23 protein-coding genes are annotated in these 24,888 nt (G+C 60.4%); 16 read left to right on the forward strand and 7 right to left on the reverse strand.

All coding sequences use genetic code 11. The annotated features are described in order from the left end of the window. Positions 1 to 49: 49 nt before the first annotated feature. From DSCA_RS23855 to DSCA_RS23865, 3 genes are all read left to right on the forward strand, one after another. The gene (locus DSCA_RS23855; protein WP_155318829.1) at positions 50 to 1,090 is read left to right on the forward strand and encodes a radical SAM protein; all 1,041 of its coding nucleotides are present in this window, start codon (positions 50 to 52) and stop codon (positions 1,088 to 1,090) included. A gap of 89 nt (positions 1,091 to 1,179) precedes the next feature. After that, complete coding sequence (locus DSCA_RS23860) at positions 1,180 to 2,319, forward strand: AAA family ATPase (RefSeq protein ID WP_155318830.1); 1,140 nt, start codon at positions 1,180 to 1,182, stop codon at positions 2,317 to 2,319. A 173-nt stretch (positions 2,320 to 2,492) separates the two neighbouring features. Then, a complete protein-coding gene (locus tag DSCA_RS23865) occupies positions 2,493 to 3,044 on the forward strand; it encodes a DUF2284 domain-containing protein (RefSeq protein ID WP_155318831.1) in 552 nt (183 codons plus the stop codon). 246 nt (positions 3,045 to 3,290) lie between these two features. Here DSCA_RS23865 and DSCA_RS23870 read toward each other — a convergent pair whose 3' ends face one another. Both DSCA_RS23870 and DSCA_RS23875 read right to left on the reverse strand, forming a co-directional pair. Beyond that, positions 3,291 to 3,701: a pyridoxamine 5'-phosphate oxidase family protein gene (locus tag DSCA_RS23870; protein WP_155318832.1), complete on the reverse strand. Its 411-nt coding sequence runs from the start codon at positions 3,699 to 3,701 to the stop codon at positions 3,291 to 3,293. A gap of 326 nt (positions 3,702 to 4,027) precedes the next feature. Next, entirely contained in the window at positions 4,028 to 4,603 is a 576-nt protein-coding gene (locus DSCA_RS23875; RefSeq protein ID WP_155318833.1) for a class I SAM-dependent methyltransferase, read from the reverse strand. 495 nt (positions 4,604 to 5,098) lie between these two features. Here DSCA_RS23875 and DSCA_RS23880 point away from each other — a divergent pair, with 495 nt between their 5' ends. From DSCA_RS23880 to DSCA_RS23890, 3 genes are all read left to right on the forward strand, one after another. Beyond that, entirely contained in the window at positions 5,099 to 6,334 is a 1,236-nt protein-coding gene (locus DSCA_RS23880; RefSeq protein ID WP_155318834.1) for an aminotransferase class V-fold PLP-dependent enzyme, read from the forward strand. Positions 6,335 to 6,595: 261 nt separating this feature from the next. Next, entirely contained in the window at positions 6,596 to 7,465 is an 870-nt protein-coding gene (locus DSCA_RS23885; RefSeq protein ID WP_155318835.1) for a homocysteine S-methyltransferase family protein, read from the forward strand. Positions 7,466 to 7,564: 99 nt separating this feature from the next. Continuing rightward, a complete protein-coding gene (locus tag DSCA_RS23890; RefSeq protein WP_155318836.1) occupies positions 7,565 to 8,179 on the forward strand; it encodes a cysteine hydrolase family protein in 615 nt (204 codons plus the stop codon). Between the two features lie 183 nt (positions 8,180 to 8,362). On the opposite strand, the gene DSCA_RS23895 is transcribed toward DSCA_RS23890, so the two are convergent. Then, positions 8,363 to 9,052 (reverse strand): type 1 glutamine amidotransferase domain-containing protein, encoded by a 690-nt coding sequence (locus tag DSCA_RS23895; protein ID WP_155318837.1) that lies wholly within the window; start codon positions 9,050 to 9,052, stop codon positions 8,363 to 8,365. A 26-nt stretch (positions 9,053 to 9,078) separates the two neighbouring features. Next, the gene (locus tag DSCA_RS23900; protein ID WP_155318838.1) at positions 9,079 to 10,116 is read right to left on the reverse strand and encodes an NADP-dependent oxidoreductase; all 1,038 of its coding nucleotides are present in this window, start codon (positions 10,114 to 10,116) and stop codon (positions 9,079 to 9,081) included. 307 nt (positions 10,117 to 10,423) lie between these two features. Here DSCA_RS23900 and DSCA_RS23905 point away from each other — a divergent pair, with 307 nt between their 5' ends. Both DSCA_RS23905 and DSCA_RS23910 read left to right on the forward strand, forming a co-directional pair. Next, entirely contained in the window at positions 10,424 to 11,095 is a 672-nt protein-coding gene (locus DSCA_RS23905; RefSeq protein ID WP_155318839.1) for an LON peptidase substrate-binding domain-containing protein, read from the forward strand. 28 nt (positions 11,096 to 11,123) lie between these two features. Further along, a complete protein-coding gene (locus DSCA_RS23910; protein ID WP_155318840.1) occupies positions 11,124 to 12,020 on the forward strand; it encodes a DUF362 domain-containing protein in 897 nt (298 codons plus the stop codon). A 415-nt stretch (positions 12,021 to 12,435) separates the two neighbouring features. Here the strand turns inward: DSCA_RS23910 and DSCA_RS23915 are convergent, their stop codons facing one another. Beyond that, positions 12,436 to 13,374: a hydroxymethylglutaryl-CoA lyase gene (locus DSCA_RS23915; protein ID WP_155318841.1), complete on the reverse strand. Its 939-nt coding sequence runs from the start codon at positions 13,372 to 13,374 to the stop codon at positions 12,436 to 12,438. Positions 13,375 to 13,534: 160 nt separating this feature from the next. On the opposite strand from DSCA_RS23915, the gene DSCA_RS23920 reads away from it, so the two are divergent. Next, on the forward strand, positions 13,535 to 13,756 hold the full coding sequence (locus DSCA_RS23920; protein ID WP_155318842.1) for a hypothetical protein: 222 nt from the start codon (positions 13,535 to 13,537) through the stop codon (positions 13,754 to 13,756). Positions 13,757 to 13,954: 198 nt separating this feature from the next. Beyond that, the gene (locus DSCA_RS23925) at positions 13,955 to 14,950 is read left to right on the forward strand and encodes a uroporphyrinogen decarboxylase family protein (protein ID WP_155318843.1); all 996 of its coding nucleotides are present in this window, start codon (positions 13,955 to 13,957) and stop codon (positions 14,948 to 14,950) included. A 40-nt stretch (positions 14,951 to 14,990) separates the two neighbouring features. On the opposite strand, the gene DSCA_RS23930 is transcribed toward DSCA_RS23925, so the two are convergent. Continuing rightward, positions 14,991 to 15,284 (reverse strand): DnaB-like helicase N-terminal domain-containing protein, encoded by a 294-nt coding sequence (locus tag DSCA_RS23930; RefSeq protein ID WP_155318844.1) that lies wholly within the window; start codon positions 15,282 to 15,284, stop codon positions 14,991 to 14,993. A gap of 113 nt (positions 15,285 to 15,397) precedes the next feature. Between DSCA_RS23930 and DSCA_RS23935 the strand changes: the two genes are divergently transcribed. The 5 genes from DSCA_RS23935 to DSCA_RS23955 all read left to right on the forward strand — a co-directional run bounded on the left by DSCA_RS23935 (position 15,398) and on the right by DSCA_RS23955 (position 20,534). After that, a complete protein-coding gene (locus DSCA_RS23935) occupies positions 15,398 to 15,937 on the forward strand; it encodes a hydrolase (RefSeq protein WP_155318845.1) in 540 nt (179 codons plus the stop codon). A gap of 81 nt (positions 15,938 to 16,018) precedes the next feature. After that, on the forward strand, positions 16,019 to 16,432 hold the full coding sequence (locus DSCA_RS23940) for an HIT family protein (RefSeq protein WP_197904657.1): 414 nt from the start codon (positions 16,019 to 16,021) through the stop codon (positions 16,430 to 16,432). A 63-nt stretch (positions 16,433 to 16,495) separates the two neighbouring features. Continuing rightward, positions 16,496 to 18,250: a P-loop domain-containing protein gene (locus DSCA_RS23945; protein WP_155318846.1), complete on the forward strand. Its 1,755-nt coding sequence runs from the start codon at positions 16,496 to 16,498 to the stop codon at positions 18,248 to 18,250. A 131-nt stretch (positions 18,251 to 18,381) separates the two neighbouring features. Continuing rightward, entirely contained in the window at positions 18,382 to 19,302 is a 921-nt protein-coding gene (locus DSCA_RS23950; RefSeq protein WP_155318847.1) for a molybdate ABC transporter substrate-binding protein, read from the forward strand. A gap of 383 nt (positions 19,303 to 19,685) precedes the next feature. Continuing rightward, entirely contained in the window at positions 19,686 to 20,534 is an 849-nt protein-coding gene (locus DSCA_RS23955; RefSeq protein ID WP_155318848.1) for an SMP-30/gluconolactonase/LRE family protein, read from the forward strand. 6 nt (positions 20,535 to 20,540) lie between these two features. On the opposite strand, the gene DSCA_RS23960 is transcribed toward DSCA_RS23955, so the two are convergent. Then, positions 20,541 to 23,675, reverse strand: a complete 3,135-nt coding sequence (locus tag DSCA_RS23960) for a trypsin-like peptidase domain-containing protein (RefSeq protein WP_155318849.1) — start codon at positions 23,673 to 23,675, stop codon at positions 20,541 to 20,543. Positions 23,676 to 23,898: 223 nt separating this feature from the next. On the opposite strand from DSCA_RS23960, the gene DSCA_RS23965 reads away from it, so the two are divergent. Continuing rightward, positions 23,899 to 24,867 carry a transposase gene (locus tag DSCA_RS23965; protein ID WP_155318850.1) on the forward strand — a complete coding sequence of 323 codons (969 nt, stop codon included), beginning with the start codon at positions 23,899 to 23,901 and terminating at the stop codon, positions 24,865 to 24,867. Positions 24,868 to 24,888: the final 21 nt, after the last annotated feature.

Genomic DNA, 24,888 nt, shown 5'->3' on the forward strand with positions numbered 1-24,888 from the left:
CCGGGGGTGTAACCCGGAAACGGTGAACCGTGAATGGTGGGTAAAAAAAATGACACGATCCGCTGCACAAAAATACGACTTTGAGACCGGAGTTTACCGGCCGCCCAGCGAGGGGGGCAGCAACTCCCTGCTGGTACGTTTGACACGCAACTGCCCCTGGAACCACTGCACCTTTTGCGGCATGTATAAAACCGAGCGCTTCCAGGTGCGATCGGTTGCCGACATCAAAGGGGACATCGATGCCATGGCGGCCCTGCGCGATGATCTCGCCTCGCTTTCGCAGCAGGCCGGACAAGGAGGGGAGATCGGCCGGCATGCCGCCGTCACCCTGATCGGCCAACACCCCCAATTGAACCACCACCAGGGGTTTGCCATGCTTTACCACTGGCTGCTGGCCGGCGGTAAAACCGTGTTCCTGCAGGATGCCAACAGCCTGATCATGAAAACCGACCAGCTGGTGGCGGTGCTGGGGTATCTGCGCCGCACCTTTCCCTCCATCGAACGGGTCACCACCTACGCGCGCTCCAAGACCCTGGTGCAAAAATCCCTCGATGACCTCAAGGCCATTCGCCGGGCCGGCCTGGACCGGCTGCACGTGGGCCTGGAAAGCGGAGATGACACGGTGCTGGAAAAGATTCGCAAGGGCGCCACCGCCGAGGTCCATATCAAGGGCGGCCAAAAGGCCCTGGCGGCGGGCTTCCAGCTCTCGGAATACTGGATGCCCGGTCTGGGCGGCAAGGCCCTGTGGGAACAGCATGCCAGAAACACGGCCCGCGTGCTCAGCGAGATCGATCCGCACTACATCCGGTCCCGCCCGCTTCGCCCCTGGCCCGGCACCCCCCTGGCCCGCGAAATGGAGGAGGGTGCCTTCGAGATGCTGACCCCCGGGGAGCAGCTGAAGGAATTGCGCCTGACCATGCAGGAATTGTCGGTCACCGGCCGGGTCTGCTTCGATCATGCCGGCAACTACTGGAAAAACCCCCGAGGCCACCTCCTGTTCACCCACAGCTACGAAGGCTATCAGTTTCCGGAAGAGAAGCAGCGCGTGCTGGACCTGATCGACGACGGCCTGACGGTCGGCAGGTACTGAATCGCGAATTGACAACCTGCGACGTCCATAATACGTTATTAACGATTCGTAAATTACGAATCGTTAATAACGTATCGAAAGGCGCCGACATGAAAAACCCCTTCCAGTACGGCGGCATCGTCAGCGGGCCTTACTTTGCCGACCGCAGTCAGGAACTCAACACCCTGCTGCGCGAGATGGAAAACAACAATCGCGTTTTTCTGGTTTCACCGCGTCGGTTCGGTAAAACCTGTCTGCTGCATCAGCTGACCGGAAACCTGGCCGACGCCGGTGTCGCCTGTGCGGTGATCGACCTGAACGCCTTTCCCGACCTGCGCAGCTTTGCCGGCGCATTGACCGTCAGGATCACCCGGGCGCTGGAGTCCAACACCGACCGGCTGCTGAAGCTCTTTTCCGGGTTTCAACGGCTGCGCCCCAGGCTGAGCCTGGACCGCGACGGCAATGTGAGTGCGGGGCTGGAGCTGGCCGACGGTGAAACGGATGCCCTGGCGGCCCTCGTCGAAGGCCTGGCCCATGCGCAGGACCTGGCCGCCCGGAAAAAGAAACGGCTGGTCGTGATCATGGATGAATTCTCGGATATCGCCAGGTACAACGGGCTGACGGTTGAAAAAGCCATGCGCTCGGAAATCCAGAAGCACGACCGCATCGGTTACATTTTTTCAGGGTCCGAACAGTCGGTCATGCTGGCCATGGTCCAGGACAGCACGCGCGCCTTCTACAAAATGGGCCGGATCATGAAGCTGGGGCCGATCAGGCGGCAGGCCTACCATCGGTTTATTCTGGGGTGGCTCGAGAAGGGCGCTTACCAGGTCGCCGGCGACGACATCCAGCGCCTGTTCGACATCGGTGAAGACGTGCCCTACAACATCCAGCGGCTTTGCCATGCCATGTGGGAATCCGCGCTCGAATCCAAAATCGTCGATGCGGCCTTGATCAACCGCCTGCCGGTGATCATCGCCCGCCAGGATTCACCCCATTATGAGATGCTCTGGCAAACGGCCACCCAGGCGCAAAAGGCATTGCTTTTCGCCCTGGCCGGCGACCCGGAGGCGCTGCCTTTTTCCAAGGATTTCCAGATGCGCCACGGTATCGGCCCCTCGTCATCCATCAAGGCGTCGCTGGATTCCCTGGTCAAGAAAGGGATCCTTTACCGCACCCTGGAAGGCCGTTTTCGTTTCGTGGACCGCTTCATGCCGTTCTGGATCGACGACATGCGCGACGGCATTTAACCTGAGATGGTTCCCGGCGCCATGGTAGCGGCTGGCGAACAAGATGATTTCAGTATTCGGTGCCCATTTTTCTCCATTCCAGCCGCCCCCCGGCCGGCGACGGCGCTGGGCTCCGAACTGCTTGACCCGAACCCCGAACCCTGAACTCAGAACACGGAATCCCGGGAGGCCCCATGGCAATCAGCACGGATCAGCGCAAGCAAGTTGACGGCATCCTCCACACCCGCGGCTACACCGATTACCGGTGGATCGATCCCCAAAAGATTATTGTGGCCCAGTGGGTGCGAATGAAATGCATGTACGGCTGCGGAGAATACGGCCACGGCGGCGCATGCCCGCCCAACACCCCGTCCGTGGCCGAATGCGAACGCTTCTTCAGGGAATATACCGACGCCGTCATCCTGCACTTCCAGGGCCGGATGGATCACCCCGAGGACCGCCACGCCTGGTCCGCCAGGATCAACGCCGGGCTGGTCAAGCTGGAGCGCGCTGTTTTCCTGGCCGGGTACCACCGTGCCTTCCAGCTGTTCATGGACTCCTGCAGCTTCTGTAAAACCTGCACCGGCCGCCGCGAAACCTGCGAACAGCCCCGCATGGCCCGCCCCGCTCCCGAGGCCATGGCCGTGGACGTGTATGCAACCGTGCGCCAATTCGGATTCGAAATCAACGTGCGCACCGACTACGATCAGACGATGGACCGCTATGCCTTTTTGATGGTGCACTGATCGTCGGGAGGGAAAAGATTTTAAACCACGGAAGAAACGGAAAGAGCGGCTGGTCGAGAAAAAAGAGATGCGGCCCGCGGTGGTTATGCCGTCTGCAGTGAAAACCAGCGGATCATGCAAGAAGATGAGAAACCACGGAAGACACTGGACACACCGAACTTTTTTCTCTTTTTCCGTGTTTTAAAAAAGTTGATACGCCTTATTCTTCAGTGTCCTTCGTGGTTATAAGTGGATGGCGAATTGGTATTATACCAATTTCTTGCCGGCGCCCGGACCCGGGGAAACGCCGAAGATCTCTTCGATGTGAAGAATGACCGCTCCCTTTGACTTGAGGGGAAATCCCGCCTTCTCGCTCATTTCCTGGATCCACCGGGCCGTTTCCTCATAGCGCTGGCCGCTGGTTTCGATGGTGACGCTGCCTTTGAGCTGATAGCCTTCATGTCCCTCCCAGAAGGTGACCGCCACCCGGGGATTGGCCTTCATGTTGGCCAGGGTTTTGTTGAAGAACTGGTCGGAGATGAGAATGGTTTCCGCGTCAATGATTTTTTTGGCGCCCACCGGTACGGCGTTCGGTGAACCGTCTGCAGTGGCGGTGGAAAGAATCGCGGTGCGGACCGTGTTGAACAATTCCTGCATTCGTTCGGTCATCTGGGCCATGGGTTGTGCCTCCTTTGAAAAATGGGTTAAACGTGTCTTAAGTTTGACGGATCCGAAAAAACGCCGAAATCTGCGTTGCTTCATCCCTCGTTACTCAGGCGTAGCGTCAGTACGCCTCATTTTCCGGGATGGAACATGACTGTTCGCTCGCACAAGCTCGCTTTGGCGGCCCGCAAGCCTTCCTGTCCCGTCTGGCGTCTATCGGGTGATTTCGGCTTGTTAAAGAACCCGCCGGGAATGCGATTTTTTTACGGGAGAATCAAGTTTGATATCGGGCCGGCATCCCGTTTGCTGACCCTTGTGTTTGCCAATCGGTACGGCACCTGTCAGGCGGGCTTGCGGGCATCGACGATCAGGGACACGAAGCCCAATCTCCCGTCCCGGTTGCGGTGATCCAGGCGCAGGGACCGGTACACCGGGCCCTGGTCCGGCGACCACTGATGATAATGAAAGCGGCCCTGTTCGTCGCAATACTCCAGCAGATCAACGGCAAAGCCCGCCTGTTCGAATACATCTGCAAAGCGTCGATAGTCATAAACGATTCGATGACCTGCCGCCGGGTGGTTTTTGGGGCCCGGCCCGCCGATCCGGGCCGTGCGCTGGTAAGCCGCATCCGGGAAATTGGCATCGGGCACCGCGCAGCGCAGATAGCCGCCCGGCTTGAGCCAGCGGTAGCACAATCGGGCGGCCGCCCGTCCCTCGGCTTCGGTCAGGTGCTCCCATACATGCTCGCACAAAAAGGCATCCGCCGGGCGGTGGCCGAAGCTGGCCGCCCAGTCTTCGGGCCGCAGCAGGTCCAGGTTTTTCCTGTGGGTGGCAATCCATCCGGGCCAGCGCTGTTCGCCGGCGCCGATGATGATCCGCACCGGTTCGGTGGCCGGTATCCGACTGATGTCTACCATCGATGATCATCCATCCAAAAAAGCTGATCAAACCGGATTGCCATCCGGCATCCGAAAAAAACCATCTTCGCATAGCAGAAAACAGAATATTAAGCAAATGAACAAAACAGGATAAATAGGTGCTGCCGGAAACAAGAGGCGAAGACCCTTTCATCCGAACTCAAACTGTTTTCCAAAGCAATCATCGACAATGCACGTAGTGATATTGACGCGTTGACGTTTCCAGGTGATTTGGAGTGATGGTTTTCGCGAACGCCCTGCATAAGACCTACCCGGTGGCGATACGTGGAATTTGAAACAGGGATTGCCCCTCGATTCCCTTATTGACTCATGACGGCGGATTGAATAAAAACAGATGCGGGATATATCTCTTAATCCCGCAACCGTTTGAGAACAATCCGAGCGTGAAACCACGGAACACACAGGATACACGGAAAGTTTTTTATGCTCTTTTCTTCCGTGCCGTCCGCGTATTCGGTGGTTTAAGGAGATAAAATGAATTTAGACACCGATTTTATCCGTGCCCAGTACCCGGTTTTTTCCAACCCCGACACCGCCCGCTGGGCCATGTTCGAAAACGCCGGCGGCTCCTATGTCCCCCGCCAGGTGGTCGACCGGCTGCACGACTTTTTCCGGTTCACCAAGGTCCAGCCCTACGGCCCCTTCGAGGCGTCCATCAAGGCCGGCGAGGCCATGGAGGCCGGCTACCGGGCCATGGCCGGGCTGCTCGACTGCCACCCGGACGAGCTGACCCTGGGACCCTCCACCACCATGAATTTCTACGTCCTGGCCCAGGCGGTCCGGCCCCTGCTGGAGCCCGGCGACGAGATCATCGTCACCAACCAGGACCATGAGGCCAACATCGGGTGCTGGCGGCGGCTGGCCGAGTTCGGCGCGGTGGTCAGGGAGTGGCGGATCGATCCGCAGACCGGCGAGCTGGACATCGAGGATCTCAAGGCCCTTGTGGGCAAGCGGACCCGGCTGGTCTGTTTCACCCTCTGCTCCAACATCGTGGGGACCATGCACGATTTTACGGCCATCAGCGACATCGCCCACGACGCCGGGGCGCTGGCCATCGGCGACGGGGTCTCCTTTGCGCCCCACCGGGTGCTGGACGTCCACAGGAGTGGCCTGGATCTATACCTGTTCAGCACCTACAAGACCTTCGGAACGCACATCGGGGTCATGTGGGGCCGGCCAGCGGTTCTCGACACACTCGACCCCCAGGGTCACTATTTCAACCGGGACCTGCCGCATTACAAATTCAACCCGGCCGGTCCGCTGCACGCCCAGATCGGGGCGTTGGCCGGCATCGAGGCATATATCGATGCCGTTTACGATCACCATTTCAATGACCTGTTGCCCGGCTTTCACGCCCGGGCCGCCCGGGTCTTCGATTTGTTTGCCCGGCACGAGACCCTCCTGGCCAATCGGGTGCTGGAGGCGATACGTGCCCTTCCCGGTGCCCGGATCATGGGCCAGGACCGGGCCGTGGAAGGGGCGCGGGCCGCGACCATTGCGTTTACGCTGGAGGGGATGCCTTGCCGCGAGGTGGTCAAACGCCTGGTGGAAAAGAATCTTGCCGTGCGCAACGGACATTTCTATGCCCTGCGCTGCATCGAGGCACTGGGTATCGAGGACACGGACGATGGCATTATCCGCATCAGCCTGGTTCATTACAATTCGCACGGGGAAGTGGATCGGCTGGTGGCAGGGCTGGCAAGTTTGTAAGGTGTTCAAGAAAATTCAAATTACGGTGCTTCTTGGGATATGGTCGAAACCGAAAAGGGAACGCTTCCTGGGAATTGGGCACTGCAAAAAATGATACTCTTGAAGGTATAATATACATTTATTTCAATATATAACGTTGTTTACAAATTGTACAATAACAATTGAGATTGATCCTTTCATATATCACTCAGATTCTGCGGTGACATCGATAAGTACAATTAGTGAACAACGTCCCCAAAAGTCTAAAAAAGGTGTAATCACATGGAGATTATTGAAAAAGTAAAACAAGAAGGGATTCTTCTGGATGGCGGCATGGGATCCATGCTGATCGCCAGGGGGCTCAAGGGGGGCGATTGCGCCGAAAAATGGAATGTCGACCGCCCCGAGGTGATACGGGAGATCCACCAGGCCTATTTTGATGCAGGGGCGGACGTGGCGACCGCCAATACATTTGGCGCCTCGTCTCTTAAACTGGAAAAGATGGGCATCAAAGAAAGTATCGAAACCATTAACACCGAAGCGGTCAAGCACGCCAGGGCAGCATCGAAACCGGGACAATACGTGGCCGGGGATCTGGGGCACGTGGGAGAAATGTTTTCTCCCATGGGCCGCATGACGGCAGAAAAGGCCAAAGACATTTATGTCCACCATGCCGGAATTATCGAGGCGGCCGGTGTGGACCTGTTTCTTATTGAAACCATCTTTGACCTTAACGAAGCCATCGTCGCACTGGAGGCGGTGCAGGCGGTCTCTTCAAAGCCGGTTTTTTGTTCTCTCACGTTCAATCAGGCCCCAAAGGGTTTTTTTACGTTGATGGGCAACCCGGTTGAGGCGAGCATGAAGCAACTTCGGGATGCCGGTGCGGCCGCAGTGGGCGCGAATTGTTCATTGGGAAGTGAAAGTATGATCGGTCTGGCCGGGCAGATCAGAGAGAGTGTCGACATTCCCGTCATCGTCCAGCCCAACGCGGGCATGCCCCAAACCCGGCCCGATGGCACTGCATTCTATCCCGAGGATGAGATCCTTTTTGCCGAGAACATAAAAAAAATTAAAGCGCTCGGCGTCGAAATCGTGGGCGGCTGCTGCGGTACCACACCGGCATTTATCCAAAAAATCAGGGCGTCCTTTTGATTCCGCCATTGGGGTGAACTCGCTCTTGACCCGTGATATCAAGGGCTCGCATGTAAACGAATACAGCCATGTACCATTAAAGAGAAGGAGGAAGCGCGGATGATTACCGTCGACAGATCAAAAACAGCCCTGCTGGTCATGGATGTGCAGAACGACATCATTCACAAAGACGGGAAGTACAAGGATTTCGGAACACCGGCTCACGCGGAAGAGAGAGATATTTTCGGAAACATCGGCAAGGTGTTAAAAAAAGCGAGGGAGACCGGGCTGAAGGTGGTGCATGTCAAATTCGGGATGCGTGATTTCGATGCGGAAACCCAAAACAACCATACGCCGATTCTCGGCGCGGTAAAGGCGCTCAAGGCCTGTGACCTCAATTCGTGGGGCGGCGATATCCACGAGGCGTTTACTCCCGTTGAGGGAGAACCTGTCGTAGAAAAGAACCGCGTCAACTCCTTTCAGAATACGAACCTCAAACAGATCCTGGATGACGCCGGCATCGATACGCTGGTGATGACCGGCGTGGCCACCAACTACGTGGTCGAGGCAACCGCACGGCATGCCTCCGACGATGAATACCGGGTCATCATTGTGGAGGATTGCTGCTCCAGCATGAACCAGGAATTGCATGATTTCAGCGTGACCCACATCCTGCCCAATCTTGGCCAGGTCTGTTCCGCAGACGAGGTTGTCGCCGCGTTGCAGATGGGTTGAACGGGCCGTTGAGCCCTGCCATCGACCCGGTGCGATCCCGGGCCGGATGACGTTCCCGGGGGCGTTCACATTACCTGAGCCGTTACCGCGGGTAAAATGATCAAGGTTCAGGTAATGTGGCGATCACATCGATTCCGGGGGCCATTCGAACCGGTGCTTGCCGTTTAGCGGAGTTTCCTTCACCTACCCCTGCTCTTTGAGAAGTTGATTTAGCAGTTCATCCGCAACGGCTTCTGATGATGCAGGGTTCTGGCCCGTCAAGAGATTGCCGTCAACCTCGATATGACTCTCCCAGTCAGCGCCCTTGCTGTATAAGCCCTGGCTGGACGTGAGCATATCTTCGAGCAAAAAAGGGACGACCTCGGTCAGTTGAACGGCTTCTTCTTCGCTGTTGCTGAAGCCGGTCACGCGTTTGCCTTTCACCAGCGGGGCGCCATCCTCCCGTTTCGTATGGCGCAGAACGCCGGGCGCATGGCAGACCAGCCCCATTGGCTTTCCTTGTCGGTAAAACGCTTCCAGGAGCGAAATGGAATCCTTGTCTTCGGCCAGATCCCAGAGCGGTCCGTGACCTCCCGGATAGAAAACGGCATCGAAGTCCGCAGGATCGATCGCGTCCAGGCAATGCGTATTGGCGAGCTGTCGTTGAGATTCCTCGTCTTTGCGAAACCGCTCTGTGGCCGCCGTCTGAAAGTCAGGCGCGTCACTTTTGGGGTCCAGTGGCGGTTTCCCGCCCTTTGGAGAGGCCAGGGTGACGTCGATTTTCCGGTCCTTAAAAACGTAATACGGGGCCGCGAATTCTTCTAACCAGAAACCGGTTTTGTGTCCCGTGTCGCCAAGTTTATCATGGGATGTGAGAACCATAAGTATTTTCATGGTGATTTCCTTTTTTAAGCTGTAAATCAGTGTTCGTTGTTGACGCGGACCACCAGTTTTCCGAAATTCTGACCGTCCAGCATGCCGATAAACGCTTCCGGTGCATGTTCCAGCCCGTCAACCAGGTGCTCACGGTACTTGATCTGTCCGGTGCTCAGCCATTGGGACATGTCTTTCGCGAATTCGTCGTAGCGGTGGCCGTAATCGTCAAAGATAATGAATCCCTGAAATTTTAATCGTTTGACTAAAATGGTGCGCATCAGAAGCGACAGGCGGTCCGGTCCATCGGGAAGCTGCGTGGCATTGTAATGAGAAATCAGCCCGCACACCGGAACCCTGGCTTTTGTGTTGAGCAGCGGCAGGACCGCATCGAGCACCTTGCCACCGACGCTCTCGAAATAGACGTCAATCCCCTTAGGGCAGGCCTTGCCAAGCTGTTGGGCAAAATCCGCCGATTTGTGATCCAGGCACCGATCAAAACCAAGGACCTCTTTTGCGTAGTTGCATTTTTCACTGCCCCCGGCGATGCCGACAACCCGGCAGCCTTTCAGCTTCCCGATCTGGCCTACGGTTGCACCCACCGGCCCGGTGGCAGCGGCAACGACCAGGGTTTCGCCCCCTTCGGGCTGGCCAATATCCAACAGGCCCATGTAGGCCGTAAACCCCGGCATGCCCAATATCCCCAATGCATGGGAGGCCTTTTGGGGGTTCTCCCCCAATCGGGTCAGGCCGGTACCATCGGAAAGCGCGTAGTCCTGCCAGCCGCTGTACGCCAGGACCCACTCTCCAGTCTTGAAATCCGGGTGCCGGGACACTTCAACCCGAGACACCGTTCCCCCCACCATCACTTCATCAACCTTAACCGGATCTGCATAGGATGGCGCATCGCTCATCCTGCCCCGCATATACGGATCCAGGGAGAGATACACGGTGCGCAGCAGCACCTGGCCGTCAGCCGGTTCAGGCACCGCCACCTTTTCCAACCGGAAATTCTCGGGCACCGGGCCTCCCAGTGGCCGCTGTGCCAGTACGATGCGGCGATTGTATTCTTTGCTTTGTGGCATGGGTTGCTTCCTTTCTTTCAGCAGTACGATGCAGCGCCTTTTCGATAAAGCGCGTTGAAACGCTCGTGTTGAATGACGCTTTCACTTGTCATCGATATTTTTCATTGATTTACAGACTATAATCACCAATCTGGTTTTGGCTCGAAGGACTTGGGGGATTTCGGGGTGGACCAATCCAACCGATCATACCCATCTTCAATCGTCGGGGTGCTATCAGGCTATGGGCCCCGGCCTCGTTGTGATTGACAAAGTGGCGCAGCATCTGGGTTAATGTGATAGAATACCTGCATTACCAAAGGAGGCCAGTGTGACAGCAATCCACAAGATTCCCATGTTTCCTTTAGGTCTGGTTCTGCTGCCGGGCATGCTGCTGCCGCTTCACATTTTCGAGGCGCGCTACAGACAGATGATCGCCGACTGCCTGGCGGAAGACCGGCCGTTCGGGATCGTGCTGTTCGACGGTAAGGCCATCCGCACGGCCGGCTGCACGGCCCGGATCGTCGAGGTGGTCAAGCGCTACGACGACGGCCGCATGGATATCCTGGTCCGGGGCGGGGAGCGGTTTGTCATCCGGGAACTGATCGAAGAGCGGGCCTACATGGAGGCGAGGGTCGTGTTTTTCGACGATGGGGACGAGGCTGCCGACGATGGCATGGACAACGTTATCGAAAACGCCCTGAACCTGCTCAAGCAGACGGTCGATTCCGGTACCGGCGTCGATTCTTCACATCCCGGCGGCCCTATCGATCCGAAGCCGCTCGCCTTTGCCATCGCGGCCCGGAAAGGGTTTTCGCCTGACGACCGACAGGGTCTGCTGGAGATGACATCCGCCTCCGAGCGACTGAAAAAATGCGTTCTGGTGCTCTCCCGAATCGTGTCGCGCAACCGGCTGACCCGGGAGATCCAGCAGATGATCGGCGGAAACGGCAACCCGCCGAAGAGTATTCTCAGGGAACTCGAAGACCTTTTCAAACGGTAAGAAAAGAGAGAAAAACAAGGAGGTCGCCATGGCTCGGGTGTCGGTGATGCAGGTCGAAGAGCGAAGGGCAGGCGTCAGGGGGGCGATTGCCGCCCTGGGCCACAACCCGGTGAAGAACAGGACGGTGCTGGTCAAACCCAATTTCAACACGGCCGATCCGGCGCCCGGTTCCACCCACAACGATACGCTGGCCGCATTGATCGACGGGTTGTGGGAGATGGGCGCCGCTTCCATCAGTCTGGGGGAGCGCAGTTATCCGCCCACCCGCCTGGTCATGGAACAAAAAGGCATCATGCCGATTCTGGAGAAACGCCAGGTGCGGGTGATCGACTTCGATGACCTGCCTGAAGCCGATTGGGTTGAATGCCGCCCGGCCGATTCGCACTGGAAGGATGGTTTTCGCATCGCCCGGCCGATCCTCGAGGCGGAATGCCTGGTGTCCACGGGATGCCTGAAGACCCATCAGTTCGGCGGTGTCATCACCCTGTCGCTAAAACTGCATGTGGGGGTGGTGACCTCTTTTCGAAACGGGTTTGCCTACATGCAGGAACTGCACGGTTCACCCTTTCAGCAGGAGATGATCGCCGAGATCAACGCACCCTTTTCGCCCGACCTGATTGTCATGGACGGCATCGACACCTTCGTCGACGGCGGACCGGCCACGGGAAAACGGGCCAGGGGCAACGTGGTCATGGCGGCCACGGACCGTGTGGCCGCGGATGCCGCCGGTGTGGCCATGCTCAAGCATCTGGGCAGCAACCGGGTCATCATGGACTCGGACATCTTCGACCTGGGCCAGATCCAGCGGGCGGCCGAACTGGGCGTCGGGGTCCGCTCCGCGTCGCAAATCGACCTGATTCCGGCCGATGATGCCAGCGGGGAACTGACGGCATCGCTGAAAGCCATTCTGGCCAAGGAGCAGTAGGCGCATGGAGATAAGTACCGGCCAGGGCGCATATAAGCCCGTGCTCATCCATAATCGCCCAATTGGGCCCGATATCGGCATCGCGGCCAAAATTTAATCCTCGGAATATCAACCCTATGCCTGCGGGACATCCCGTGATCTGTGCGGGACGGTGAAATTCCGCGCGCGCGTTCCCGTCCCGTCTGGGGTTCAGCAGGAGATATCGACCCAATGTGCCCGTTTCCGGACGGACACAGGGCAGGTCGCGGGGCTCAGTGATCTCAGTATTGTCTTTGCCGTTTTTATGGGCGGGGGGTCTCAATTCGCAAGACAACCCGATCCGGCTTTTTTCCGCATGGTCATTTGTCAGGGGATAGCTGATCACCATTGCCGGCTGACCCTGTTTTCGCCCGGTGTGGCCGGATCCATCGGGACCTCAGGCCGGCCGCCGGTAGCGTTCACAGCAGACGTCGCCGGTGGAGAACTGGCAGGCGGCGCAGGCGTGGGCGTCCGCATCGGGCATGGAACGCCGGGTGTCGACCAGGTAGGGGGCCAGCAACCCTGACGCCCGGGACAGCTTTTCGAGATCGACGCCCACCTCCGCCCCTCTTTCATCCAGGGCGGCGACCACATCCTCGGTGGCCACATTGCCCGACGCCCCGGGCGCATAGGGGCAGCCTCCCAGCCCGCCCGCGCTGGCATCGAAGGTGCCGATGCCGCAGGACCAGGCCGCCAGCACATTGGCCACGCCACGGCCATAGGTGTCGTGGAAATGCATGGCGATGCGCGCAGCCGGCAGGCGGGGGAGCAGAAGCTCGAGCAGCCGCCGGACTTCGTCCGGGGCGGCCTTGCCGATGGTGTCGGAAATCGACACTTCGTCCACGCCCATGTCCATGAGTCCGTCGACGACGCGAAGGACCGCTTCGGGGGCGATGCGCCCTTCGAAGGCACACCAGAAGGCGGTGGAGACGTAGCCCCGTACCGGTAACCGCTCACGATGGGCGCCGGCCACCACCGGTGCAAACCGTTTCAGCGAACCGGCCAGGGAGGTGTTGATGTTTTTCCGGTTGAAGGTCTCGCTCACCGCTGTGAAGAGGGCCACTTTATCGACCCGGGCCTCGACGGCCCGTGCCAGGCCCCGTTCGTTGGGGACCAGGGCCGAATAGACGATGCCTTTCCTGCGGGCGATGCCGGCGAAGACCGCTGCCGCATCGTCCAGCTGGGGGACCCAGCGGGGTGAGACGAAGGCGCTCGCCTCGATTTCTCCCACCCCGGTCCCGGAGAGGGCATCGATGTAGGCGATCTTTACCTCCGTGGGGATCCGGGCGGTTTCGTTCTGCAGCCCGTCCCGGGGGCCGACTTCCACGATTTTCATGGGAGCATTCTCCTTTCCGTGCTGATGCGGCCTTTCGGGGTCGTTTTCCGGGGGGGGCGCGGCCAAACCCTGACCCGATCCTTTTCGAAATACTCGACAATTTCCAAGGTAGGTTATATAAAGATGAATGTCTACCCGATTTGCGGAGTCAAACCCGACCATGACGGATCATACGATAAAGACGTGCCCGAAATGCGGCCAGCAGCTGCGCTTTCCCGAAAAAATCGGTGGCGTGCTGATGGCCTGTCCATCCTGCGGGCACCGGTTTCAATCCGACTTCAAGCTGGAGCGTCCCGGAAGACGCGCACACCGAAACCTGTTCACGACCCTGTTCGAGATGCCCTCTGCGCTACTGAGGCGAATATGCCGTCTGGTTCGCTGACCGATGAAGGGCGTGCCGAAAATGAGACCACGGCCGGACCGGGACGACTGCTGATGGCCTTTTAAAAAGCTTTTCCAGGCCACCCATGGCCCCATCAATCCGAAAGGGACCGAAAAGGCGCTCCGACGAGAAACGACCCGGTATTGATCAACGCTTCCCGATAGGAAGCATCTCCGACGGATTCTAACCGGTGACACCATGGGCAAGATGACCCAGCGACAACGATTTATAGCCACGCTTTCGGGTGACGCCACGGACCGCTTCCCGTTTTTCGATCTGGAACCCGAAGCGGCCACCCTCCGGCGATGGCACCGGGAGGGATTGCCCCGTCACCAATCCGTTGCCGCCCATTTCCACCTGGAAACCCACCACGCCGTCGGGCTGGAACTGCGCAGCTTCCCTTTTTATCGGAAAGCACCGGATATCCTGAGCGACCCGTCCGCTTTCGACCGGCACTACCACCCCGACCAGCCATCGCGGTTTGCCCGCGACTTCGTGAAACGCACCGAACGCCTTCGCAGGCAGGGCCGGGTCACCTATGTGGATGCCTCGGGAGGCGGTCTGCTGCAGATGCTGGGGGTCGGCGATTGGGACTCGCTGAAATCGGCCTGCCGGGCGCTCATCCAGCGGCCGCGGGCGGTGGATCGGCTGCTGGACCGGATCACCGATTTCTACTGCGTCTGTCTGGAGCGGGTGCTTTCCAGGGTGGCGGTCGACTATGCCTCGTTTTACGAACCGATTGCATCCAACACGGCGCCCGTGATTTCTCCTGAGATGTTCACGCGCTTTGCCATACCCGGCTACCGCAAAGTCATCGATCTGCTGGACCGATATGGTGTCCGGCTGCGCATTCTCTGCACCACCGGCGGCAACCTGTCGCCGCTCCTGCCGGCGCTGGTCGATGCCGGCATCAACGGCCTCTGGATCAGCAATATCGGCAGTGCCGGCATGGCATATTCCCGGCTTCGGCGCCAATTCGGACCCGGCATGGCCCTGATCGGGGGCATCGACGCCTCCGCCCTGACCCGGGAAGAGGCCGCCGTTCGGCAGGCGGTGGCGCAAACGGTGCCCGGCCTGCTGGCCGGCGGCCGCTACCTGCCCTGCCTAGATGACCGGCCGCGCGGCAACGTGCCCCTGGCCCATTACCGGTTGTATCGCCGCCTGCTCGGGGAGATTGCGCGGCAGGGTGGATGAAAAGGGGCAAGTCCGGGGCGGACGGGTGGCCTTTTCGGGGTCAGTTCAACGACGTCGCGCTGGGGAAATCCGCGATGAACTGCAGATAGCTGCTCCCGCCGATCTCATCCAGCAGTGCGTGGTCTTCCAGGTACCGTGCAAGGCTGGCCAGATCGATCGGGTGCTGCCGATAATGCAATTGCGCCATCGCCCGGCGAAGAATCCCGTGCCGTTTTATGGGAACACTGTAGGGATCGATGCATTCACGCAATTTGTGAATCTGGGAATTGTCATGGATGATTTCGTGCAGGACCGAAATTTCGTCGAATAATCGTATCGTCTTGGGTGTGGCCATTTTTGGGCTCCGCGAATGTGCTTGGTGGTCATGGTCGTGACGGTATGGTCGAACATGGCTGTCAGGGTATATATCGATAGAACCTGCAGAAACTTTAGTTAAGGAGAAAACGCATGCTGAAAAAGGACGCGACCCTCCTTTTGATTATCGATGTTCAAGGCAAACTGGCCCATCTGGTGCACGAGAAGCAGCTGCTCTTCGAGAACCTGCAAAAGCTGATCAAAGGTGCCCGGGTATTGGGTCTGCCCCTTCTCTGGGTGGAGCAGAATCCCGCGGGGCTGGGACCGACCATCCCCGAGGTCGCCGACCTGATGGCCGGCGCTGCACCGATCAGCAAGATGAGCTTCAGCAGCTGCCGCAACGAGCAGTTTGTTCAGGCATTGAACACGCTGGACCGCAGGCAGGTGCTGGTTGCCGGCATCGAGACCCACATCTGCGTGTACCAGACCACAGCCGGCCTGGTGAAGATGGGCTATTCGGTCCAGGTGGTCGCCGATGCGGTGTCTTCGAGGAACCCCGGCAACAAGGCCATCGGCCTGCAGAAAATGCAGGCTGCGGGCGCCGGTTTGACGAGTGTCGAAACCGCATTGTTCGAACTCCTTGAGGTGGCGGAGGGAGACGCCTTCAAGGAGATTCTCAGGATCGTCAGGTAATTGAACCGGCGGCGGAGACATGGATATCCCTTTTTCCGTCGGCACCGTCCCTTTTCGGGCCGGGCCATCCATGCGGAGGAAATGATGCAGCAATCGCCTGAAACCCCGGGGGCCGTCGATCCCGGATGCCTGTTCTGCCGGTGGATCCTGACGGAACAAGCCCTGGAGACCGTTGGCACGGTGGCCGCCTTTAACGACGGCTACCCGGTGACCGAGGGGCACCTGCTGATCGTGCCCCTGCGGCATACCCCAGACTGGCTGTCCCTGAGCGCACGGGAGGTGCGGGACAGCGAAACGCTGATTCGCAGGCTCGCCGACCGGATCCGGACGGCCGATCCCCGCGTCAGCGGGTTCAACATCGGAACGAACATCGGCCGATCCGCGGGGCAGACCGTGTTTCATGCCCACATCCACCTGATTCCGCGACGCGACGGAGACAGCGACAACCCGAAGGGAGGTGTCCGGGGGGTGATCGATGGACGACGCGGTTACTGATCCCGCAGGGCAGACCGGGTGAGGACATCCCAGCGCATTCCCGACGGATCCGGAGGTGACGGCATGGACGCCGACCACAGGCTCAACGCAAACGAGTTCAAGGCGCTACTTCGGCAGCTGGACAACCGGGCCTATGGAATATACCGGCGTCTCCGCCAGACCCGCATTGTCTTCGACGCCTATTCGCTCGGCTTCCGGCACGTCCAGGCCAGCCCCGGTGCCATGCCGGCGTCGGTGTGTGAACTCTTTTTGCCGGCATCCCGTTTCCCCGTTCCCGGGTGGGCCATTTCCAACGAGGCCCGGTCGATCGCCGCCGCCGACTATGTGCTGCGGTCCTTTGCCTGCGGCGTAGCGCGGTCTGCCAGGCAGCACCGCGGGGCGGACGGCAGCGGGTCCTACCAGTGTCCGGAAATGCCGCAGCAGATTCTTGCCAGGAATGCGGTATCCTTTTCGCCAGCGGGGCTGTCGATCGCTTTCCGGGTCAGCCTTCCCGGCACCCTGTCCCAAAAGGTGCTCGCCGGTGAGGCCGAGGCGATGTTTTTCGGGGAATTGGCCGATATCGCGCAAGCGGTCAAGGCGGATCTGTCCGATTCCCGGCGGTTCAGGGGGCACTGCGAACTCGTCGAGGACATGCGGCACGTTCAGGATCGGCTGGGTCGCCGGGGGCTGGTTGCCTTTATTGCCGACGGATCGATGCTGCCGAGGGACTCGGGGCTGTCGGACAAGCCGATACGGGACGACCAGGGCGGCACCGCATTTTGCGCACCGGAGGCGGCGGCCGTAGTTCTCGATTTTCCGAACGCAGGCAACATCCGTGGCCTTGGCATCCGCGAAGGCGTTACCGTGGTGGTCGGCGGAGGGTTCCACGGCAAGTCAACCCTTCTCCACGCCGTGGCCAGGGGGGTGTACCCCCATGTCGCCGGAGACGGCAGAGAACGGGTGGTGACCAGTCAAAACGCCATCGTGGTCAGCGCCGAAGAGGGCCGGTCCATTCAGGGGCTGGACATCTCCGCCTTTATCGGCACCCTGCCGGCCAAGGCGGATCCCCGGCGGTTTTTCACCAACAATGCAAGCGGCAGCACATCCCAGGCTGCCGCGATCGTCGAGGGCATGCTCGCCGGTGCGGACCTTTTGCTCATCGATGAAGACGCCTCGGCCACCAATTTTCTGATGCGGGACCGGTACATGCGGCAACTGATCCCGGACGACCCGATCACCCCCCTGTTTGACCGGGTGCGCGAGCTTTACCGGGACCATGGGGTAAGCACCATGATCGTTGCGGGCGGAAGTTCCGATTATCTGGGGGTGGCCGATCATGTGATCGCCATGCGTGACTTTGTGCCCGTTGACATGACCGCCCGGGCCAGGGGGCTCGATCTTCCCCGATCATGGGCACCGGCCGGCCCGCTGGACATTTCGGACCGGAGAAAACTGCGGCCGGGCAACTTCGATCCGCTGTTCCTCAACCGGCGCATGAACAAGGCGGTGCCGGTCCGTATCAAGGCGCTGCGGGGGCAGGAATGCGAAATTTTAGAGTATGGGATGGACCTGATCGATGTCCGGTCGCTTGAAGGAATCGTCGATCCGGATCAGATGCTAACCCTCGGCCATGCCCTGCTGCTTGCCCGGCGGCTGGAACCGCCGGCAGCGGGGCGCTCCCCTTCCGCCCTGGCCCGGCAGGTCGTCCGCCTGGTTCGACGGGAAGGCCTGGATGTCCTGCAGGCGCCCGCCGCGCCTCCGGTTTTCTTTGCCGAGATCCGCCTGCTTGAACTGGCCGGTGCGATCAACCGCCTGCGCAGCCTCGCCGTTGACGTCTAGTGGGCGGGAGCGCAGCCCCCGGTCTGCGGGCCGGATCGTCCTCGCCTCAGCGGCAATCCGGCTGCCCGGTGACGCCGGACCCTGCGGCCTGCAGCGACCGGAGGGCGACCATACGTTCCAAGGAGGTGCCCATGGCACTCGAATGGCCCGTGGAAACGGTACTGCCCCGTCAGGGGGGCGAGCGGTGGTGCGAACCGGCTTCAAACCGGGTGATGGATTTTCATGGCGACCCCTTCAGGGCGCAATTGGTCGTCTTTTCCGACGGCAACCACCACATGGCCCTGCTGCCGGCGATGAAGGCCTTTTACGAGGCCAATCCGGCCGTGGCCGACATCTTTTATGCGACCACGCCGCCGGGGCCCATCGTCGCCATGTTGAGGTCCGGTGCCCTGAAAATCGGCAACCTGGTTCTTTCCGTTGCGCCCCATGTGTTTATCAGCCCGCCCCGTGTGATGGCGACCCTGCAGGCCGACGGATGGGTGCGCTCGCATCACCTGCTGGCCCGCAACCAGGGCAGCGTGCTGCTCGTCCGCAAAGCCGACCCCGCTGATGTCTCCGGTGTGAGAGACCTGATGCGCCGGGAGGTGCGCCTGTTCATTTCCAACCCGGAGACGGAGACCGTCAGCTACCGGGGGTACCGGCGGACATTGGAGGCATTGGCGGCGGATCAGGGCATTGCCGCGGACGCATTCGCCCGGGCGGTGTTCGGCGATACGGTGGTGTGGGGCCGCCGGATCCACCACCGGGAAGCGCCGGAGGCGCTGGCCGCGGGCCGGGCCGATGTCGCCATTGTATACTACCACCTGGCCTTGCGATATACGCGAATCTTTCCCGACCGGTTCGATTTCGTGCCCCTGGGCGGCACCCGGACCCATCCGGCGCCTCCTCCGCAGAACCGGACGGCCGCGATTCACATGGGCCTGGTGGGGCAGGGCGGGGCCTGGGGGGAGCGGTTCCTCGAGTTTATGCGCAGCCCCACCGTGGCCGATATCTACACCCGGCACGGCATGCGGCCCCATGGCTCTGACGGTGCGGATTCCCCGGAAAAATGAGTCGCCGCCAGCCAGGCCTGTGCAGACGGGATGGCCGGGCGGCGACGGCCATGTTTTTGTGTAACGTATAGTAACATATGGGTTATTGATACGCCCGGCCGAGCCTGTTTACCTTTTTCACCAGTTGCCGAAGCGCTCTCCTGTTGTTGCTGCCATCGATGGCCGATTTTCCGGTTCCGCCCGTTGTCTGTGAAAACGATTTCGAACGCGTCAAATACGAACCGTGTCCGTCCGCCTGACAAGGCATCAGGGTTGATTTCAAGGCATGCGAAAGGCCGACTCCGCCATAGGCGAGCCGGCCGGGGATACGCGGCTGCGAAGAACACGGATGCCGGGCAAAAGGCCTGGCGGTGCGGACGCCAACAAACATTCAAGGAGGCGCCATGATGAAGCGGACCCTTTCATTGGCCCTGGTGATGGTTGCGTTGCTTTTCACCGGGATGGGATTCAACAGCGACGTGCGCATTGCCGAGGTCTGGTCCACGTCCGGCGGGTTAAAGGTGCCGGAATCCGTGTTGTATGACGGGGCGGACGATATCCTCTATGTCTCGAACATTAACGGCAAACCCACGGAAAAGAACCAAAAGGGATTTATTTCCAGGCTTTCAGCAGACGGGAAAATGGATACGCTGAAATGGGTTGGCGGAATGCACGCCCCAAAGGGAATGGGGCTTTACGGCAACCTGTTGTACGTGACCGATATCGACCGCATCCATGTCATCGACAAGACGCACGCTCGAATCTTGAAAACCCATGCGGTGGCCGATGCGAAATTTTTAAACGATATCGCGATAGATGCCGGAGGGCTTGTCTACATCACCGATATGGCAGCTAAAAAAGTGATGATCATCAAGGACGATACCGTTGATACCTGGATCGAATTAAATGATTTCACGAAGCCGAACGGGTTGTTCATGGACGCGCCCGATCTGCTGGTGGGAACCGCCGACGGGCTGCTGAGAATCGGTTTGACCACCAGAGCGATTCAAATGGAGATCCCTGTCCGGGGCGGTATCGATGGATTGAAAAAAATCGGAGAAGGCGAATATATCGTCAGCGACTGGAAAGGAAAGACCCGGTTGATCGGGAGGGATCGGGAGCCCCGGGTTTTATTGGATACGACTGAAAGTAAAATCAATGCGGCGGATCTGGAATATATTCCTGGAAAACAGTGGCTGGTGATTCCAACGTTTTTTGACAACCGGGTCGTCGCCTATCGGCTCACGCGCTGATCGCAGTCACCTTTCGGAAACGGGCCGGGCGGCCATCTGCCGCAGCCGCTTCAGGCGGGCCATGGCAAAATCGTACTCGATCCGATGGTCCAGATAGGACATCAGTGCTTCCCGGTAATGCCGGATGGCGCCGGGCGCATCGCCGCCGCCTTCCGCCCACAGGCCGAGCGCGGTGTGGCCGGTCAGGAGATGTTCCGGGCTCTGGCCGGCCCTGGAGGTGACCTCCGCCTGCCGCCCGGCGTCCAGCAGACACCCGCCCAGGGCCCGGTACCAGGGGGATGTGATGCGCTGGAGATAGGCCTCCAGGCGTTTGCGGGCCTGCGCTGTCTCCCCCTGCAGGTTCAGGATTCCGGGCTCCAGCAGGCCCACGCTCAACTTGGCGGCATTGGTTCGTCCCGGAAGGGACAGGAACTGCCTTGAGTAGCCAAGGGCCGTTTCCCAGTCGTCGTCCATGGCGGCGTAATACGCCTGCGCGACGATCACGTCCTTGTTGTCCGGCTGGGCATCCCGGAGCTGTTTCAACAGCGCGCGATGCGCTGCCGGATCGTTGTCGCTGCGCTGGAGGGCCGCCCTGAGGGGGGCCAGTTCGGCCCGTCGCCGGTCTTTGTCGGCCAATGCCTGCCCCATCCGGGGAGCGAATGCCTCGGAATGAATCCGGTAATCCTGCCCTGTGGGCCCATCGGCGGCCTGCTCCATGCGCAATTGCTGAATGCGCTCCAGCTGGGACATGGCCAGGTAGAGGCTCCAGTCATCGATGTCGGCATCCAGGGCCGCCGTTTCAAGCAGCGACCGGGCCGTGTCCATCCTTCCGCGGCGAGCTTCCACCAGGCCGGCGATCAGGTGCAGCCAGCTTCTTTCGGCCAGTGTGTAGCCCCCGGCAACCGCCGTCTGTACATTCACGTCACCGGCCAGAAGCCTTGCCAGGTAACCGATAAACTCATCGGGCGAGCGCCAGTCGAGCGACGTCAGGGATTGCCGGCAGGCGTCGGTGAAGTCCCGTTCCTCGAGCCAGTCGGTTACCAGGATCATCAGGCGGGCCATGTTATTGTCCGGATCGATGGACAACACCCGGTCGAACAGGCGCCGGCCCCCCTCATGGTCGCCGGTGCACAGGTGCATCACGGCTGCCGCCATGACCAGGGGCGGTGCGCGCGACGCCTCGAGTTCCCGGTCCGCCAGATCTCGGGCCTTTTTCCACTCGCGGCGGCGGGCGGTGTCCGTAATCCGCTCCAGACGCTGTTCCAGGGACACGTCGATCTCTCCGTCCCACTTGATCTTCCCGGCCCTGATTTCATCGAGAAAGAGGGCGGCCTTGGTGATGGGCAGGATCAGCCCGATGTCGGAGAGGGGCGTGGCCACGGGCACCGGCCCTTTGGCCCATCCGATGGCGACGATCGTCGCCAGCCCGACCACCCGCCCCCGGGCATCGATGAACGGCCCGCCGCTGTTGCCGGGATGCAGGGAGGTGTCCACCTGGAACATGTTTTCAAATGTGCGGCGCACGTGTCCGCTGGTCACGCTGACGTTAACCGTCTCGGCCTGTGTTCGGCTTCCCAGGGGGAACCCGAGCGTGATCAGGGGGGTCAGCTTGGGCAAGTCGTCTGCACTGAAGCCTTTTGCCAGGGGCAGGGGCTTCAGCCCCGGCGGAACCGCGTCGATTTCCAGCACGGCAAAATCATCGCGAAGCGGCGCATGGAGACGTTCCCAAGTCTTTACCGGCGCCGGCGCGACGCCGGCGATCCGCAACCGGCGGGGACCTTGCGTGCCGAAGGCCGATTCGGTGACATAAATATCTTCCACCGCATCACTTTCAGCCAGACCCGGCAGGCGGCTGAAGGCCCGCTGGCCCTCGAACCACAGGTGAATCCGGTAGTCGAACTGCAGCTGCTCGGGGCGCTGCCCCAGCAAGCCGATGAGCACCATCAGCGGGCGGTCCTCGAGCCAGGGGCAGGCCACGTGGCGGTTGGTCAGCAGGTGCCCCTGGTCGTCGGCCAGGAATGCGGTGCCCTCCGCCCGGTTGTGATAGACCCGGCGATCTCCCCGCATCAGCCAGTAGTCCACCACCATGAAAGCGACCGATCCGGCGTACTGGTTGGCGTACCCGATCAGGGCGGTTTCGCTGTCCTGACCGGTGGCGGTCAGGTGGAACCAGAGGCGCACGCCGACTGCGATCACAGCGGCCAGCAACACCGCCATCAGCCCGAGGCGCACATTTACCCGCCGCAGCAGCGCCCGGGTCGTCCCCCTCGTTTCTTCCTCGTAACGCTCGGTGGCGGCCCGGATGGCCCGGTCATCGACCTGAACCAGGGCCGCGGCCACTTCGGCCATGGAACGCGGCCGCAACTCCGGATCCTCGCTGAGCATCAGCCGGATCAATGTGCGGACGGCCGGCGGCACGGGCAGGGCGTCCACCCGGTCGTGCAGATTCGTTATCTCGGGGTCGGCGCAGAGGACTTCGACAAAAACTTTGCCCAGCGACCAGATGTCGCTGTGGTGATCCAGGGGCCGCCGGTTGACGATGTCCGGGTGCATGGCAATCAGCCGGGCCAGCATCGGTCCCGGCCGGTCCAGCTGGGGATCGAGGAACCGTGAGAGCTTGAAGTCGATTTTGACCGAGAGCCGGCCGGCATCGTTTTCGTAGACCAGGATATCGTCAAGGATCAGGTGGGGAATGATGTGGCCGATGCGGTGCAGCCCGTCCAGAATCGAGGCGGTCTGGCCGAACAGGTGCAGGATGGTGCGGGAATCCTTCAGGCGGCCTGTGGACAGCAGCGTGCCCCAGCTCAAGGTGTCCACCCACTCGCTGATGCGGTACCAGAGGCCGTCGGTGGATTGCCGGATGGCCAGGTGGCGCACAAAATAGGTCTCGGGGAGGGCCTGAAGTTTTTCCAGTTCGTATTTGAGGCGATCGGCCAGGCGGGTGTCGACCCCGGAGTGCCGGGTGAAGATGCGGATCATCACGGGCCTGTCTTCACCGTCCCGGCGTGCCTTGCACAGGATGCTGGAATACCCCTCGTGGAGCACCTCCAGGATGCGGAAATCGTCGATGGCCGCGCGTCCGGCCGCCACCGCGGCGCCGCAGGCAGGGCAGGTGTTGATCTCCTCGGCCACGACCTGGCCGCATCCACTGCAGATCTTCATCAACAGATCTCCCCGAACTGATTATTTCCGGCAGCGGCAAAAATGCGAAACCCGAATTCATGCCATCGCCCCTGTATCAGTATACTGACTGGGCCGTTGCGCCGTCAATTCCTGATCGGGAAAAGAAGGGACGTTGTTGACAAAGTATACAAAAAATTATAAAAACAATCAATTTCCGATTCTAACCAACTGATTCCGATCCATACACGGGAAAGGGTTGACGATGCCCCGCGGCGCACGACTGGATACACCGGGCACCCTGCACCACGCTATCGTCCGCGGCATTGAGCGACGCCGTATCGTCGATGACGACCCGGACCGGGAGAATTTCATCCGGCGCGTGGCGGCGGTGGCCCGCGAGAGCCGAACGCCCATTTATGCCTGGGCATTGATGGACAACCATGCCCATTTGCTCATGCGCAGCGGGGAAGGCGGTATTGCCCGCTTCATGCGCCGGGTGCTTACCGGATACGCCCTTTCCTACAACCGTCGTCACCACCGCCACGGCCACCTATTTCAGAATCGCTACAAATCCATCGTCTGCCAGGAAGATGCCTACTTCACGGAACTGGTGCGCTATATCCATTTGAACCCTCTCCGGGCGGGGCTGGTGGATACCCCGTCCGAACTGGACCGCTACCCCTGGTGCGGCCATGCCGTGGTTCTGGGGCTGACGGATCATCCCTGGCAGGACCGGGATTATGTACTTCGCTGGTTCGGCACCCATGAGGGGGCGGCGAAGCGGGCCTACCGGGCGTTTGTGAAAAAGGGGATCCCCCGGGGCGAGAGACCGGAACTGGTCGGAGGGGGCCTGGTGCGCTCCATGGGCGGGTGGTCCGCGGTTAAATCCCTTCGTTCCAGGGGCGTCGGGCAAAAGGGTGATGCGCGGATCCTGGGCTCGGGCGACTTTGTCACCCGGGTGGTGGGTGAGGCCGGTGACCGTATCCGCCATCAACTTCCAGGGAGGGATCTGCTTGAAGCCGCCGGAGCGATCATCCGGGAGTGCTGTACCGCGCACAACGTTCCCATCGCCGTGCTTCGAAACGGCAGCCGGCGGCGGGCCGTGTCCCGCATCCGGCGGCAATTGACGCTCAGGCTGGTCAACGAACTGGGACTGTCGCTGGCTGAAACCGGACGGCAGTTGGGACTGACCACATCCGGGGTTGCCCAGATCCTGCGGCGGCATCCTTAAGTCCACTCAGTCAGCAACGAT

The sequence above is a fragment of the Desulfosarcina alkanivorans genome, assembly GCF_009688945.1.
GTDB classification, from domain to species: Bacteria; Desulfobacterota; Desulfobacteria; order Desulfobacterales; family Desulfosarcinaceae; genus Desulfosarcina; species Desulfosarcina alkanivorans.

What these genes read in the sequence shown, in the direction of transcription:
- DSCA_RS23925 (WP_155318843.1), top strand. Translation starts at nt 13,955, where the DNA reads ATGGGCAAGATGACCCAGCGACAACGATTTATAGCCACGCTTTCGGGT.
- DSCA_RS23900 (WP_155318838.1), bottom strand. Translation starts at nt 10,116, where the DNA reads ATGCCACAAAGCAAAGAATACAATCGCCGCATCGTACTGGCACAGCGG.
- DSCA_RS23885 (WP_155318835.1), top strand. Translation starts at nt 6,596, where the DNA reads ATGGAGATTATTGAAAAAGTAAAACAAGAAGGGATTCTTCTGGATGGC.
- DSCA_RS23865 (WP_155318831.1), top strand. Translation starts at nt 2,493, where the DNA reads ATGGCAATCAGCACGGATCAGCGCAAGCAAGTTGACGGCATCCTCCAC.
- DSCA_RS23950 (WP_155318847.1), top strand. Translation starts at nt 18,382, where the DNA reads ATGGCACTCGAATGGCCCGTGGAAACGGTACTGCCCCGTCAGGGGGGC.
- DSCA_RS23910 (WP_155318840.1), top strand. Translation starts at nt 11,124, where the DNA reads ATGGCTCGGGTGTCGGTGATGCAGGTCGAAGAGCGAAGGGCAGGCGTC.
- DSCA_RS23965 (WP_155318850.1), top strand. Translation starts at nt 23,899, where the DNA reads ATGCCCCGCGGCGCACGACTGGATACACCGGGCACCCTGCACCACGCT.
- DSCA_RS23895 (WP_155318837.1), bottom strand. Translation starts at nt 9,052, where the DNA reads ATGAAAATACTTATGGTTCTCACATCCCATGATAAACTTGGCGACACG.
- DSCA_RS23940 (WP_197904657.1), top strand. Translation starts at nt 16,019, where the DNA reads ATGATGCAGCAATCGCCTGAAACCCCGGGGGCCGTCGATCCCGGATGC.
- DSCA_RS23880 (WP_155318834.1), top strand. Translation starts at nt 5,099, where the DNA reads ATGAATTTAGACACCGATTTTATCCGTGCCCAGTACCCGGTTTTTTCC.
- DSCA_RS23890 (WP_155318836.1), top strand. Translation starts at nt 7,565, where the DNA reads ATGATTACCGTCGACAGATCAAAAACAGCCCTGCTGGTCATGGATGTG.
- DSCA_RS23945 (WP_155318846.1), top strand. Translation starts at nt 16,496, where the DNA reads ATGGACGCCGACCACAGGCTCAACGCAAACGAGTTCAAGGCGCTACTT.
- DSCA_RS23930 (WP_155318844.1), bottom strand. Translation starts at nt 15,284, where the DNA reads ATGGCCACACCCAAGACGATACGATTATTCGACGAAATTTCGGTCCTG.
- DSCA_RS23875 (WP_155318833.1), bottom strand. Translation starts at nt 4,603, where the DNA reads ATGGTAGACATCAGTCGGATACCGGCCACCGAACCGGTGCGGATCATC.
- DSCA_RS23960 (WP_155318849.1), bottom strand. Translation starts at nt 23,675, where the DNA reads ATGAAGATCTGCAGTGGATGCGGCCAGGTCGTGGCCGAGGAGATCAAC.
- DSCA_RS23915 (WP_155318841.1), bottom strand. Translation starts at nt 13,374, where the DNA reads ATGAAAATCGTGGAAGTCGGCCCCCGGGACGGGCTGCAGAACGAAACC.
- DSCA_RS23870 (WP_155318832.1), bottom strand. Translation starts at nt 3,701, where the DNA reads ATGGCCCAGATGACCGAACGAATGCAGGAATTGTTCAACACGGTCCGC.
- DSCA_RS23920 (WP_155318842.1), top strand. Translation starts at nt 13,535, where the DNA reads ATGACGGATCATACGATAAAGACGTGCCCGAAATGCGGCCAGCAGCTG.
- DSCA_RS23860 (WP_155318830.1), top strand. Translation starts at nt 1,180, where the DNA reads ATGAAAAACCCCTTCCAGTACGGCGGCATCGTCAGCGGGCCTTACTTT.
- DSCA_RS23955 (WP_155318848.1), top strand. Translation starts at nt 19,686, where the DNA reads ATGATGAAGCGGACCCTTTCATTGGCCCTGGTGATGGTTGCGTTGCTT.
- DSCA_RS23935 (WP_155318845.1), top strand. Translation starts at nt 15,398, where the DNA reads ATGCTGAAAAAGGACGCGACCCTCCTTTTGATTATCGATGTTCAAGGC.
- DSCA_RS23855 (WP_155318829.1), top strand. Translation starts at nt 50, where the DNA reads ATGACACGATCCGCTGCACAAAAATACGACTTTGAGACCGGAGTTTAC.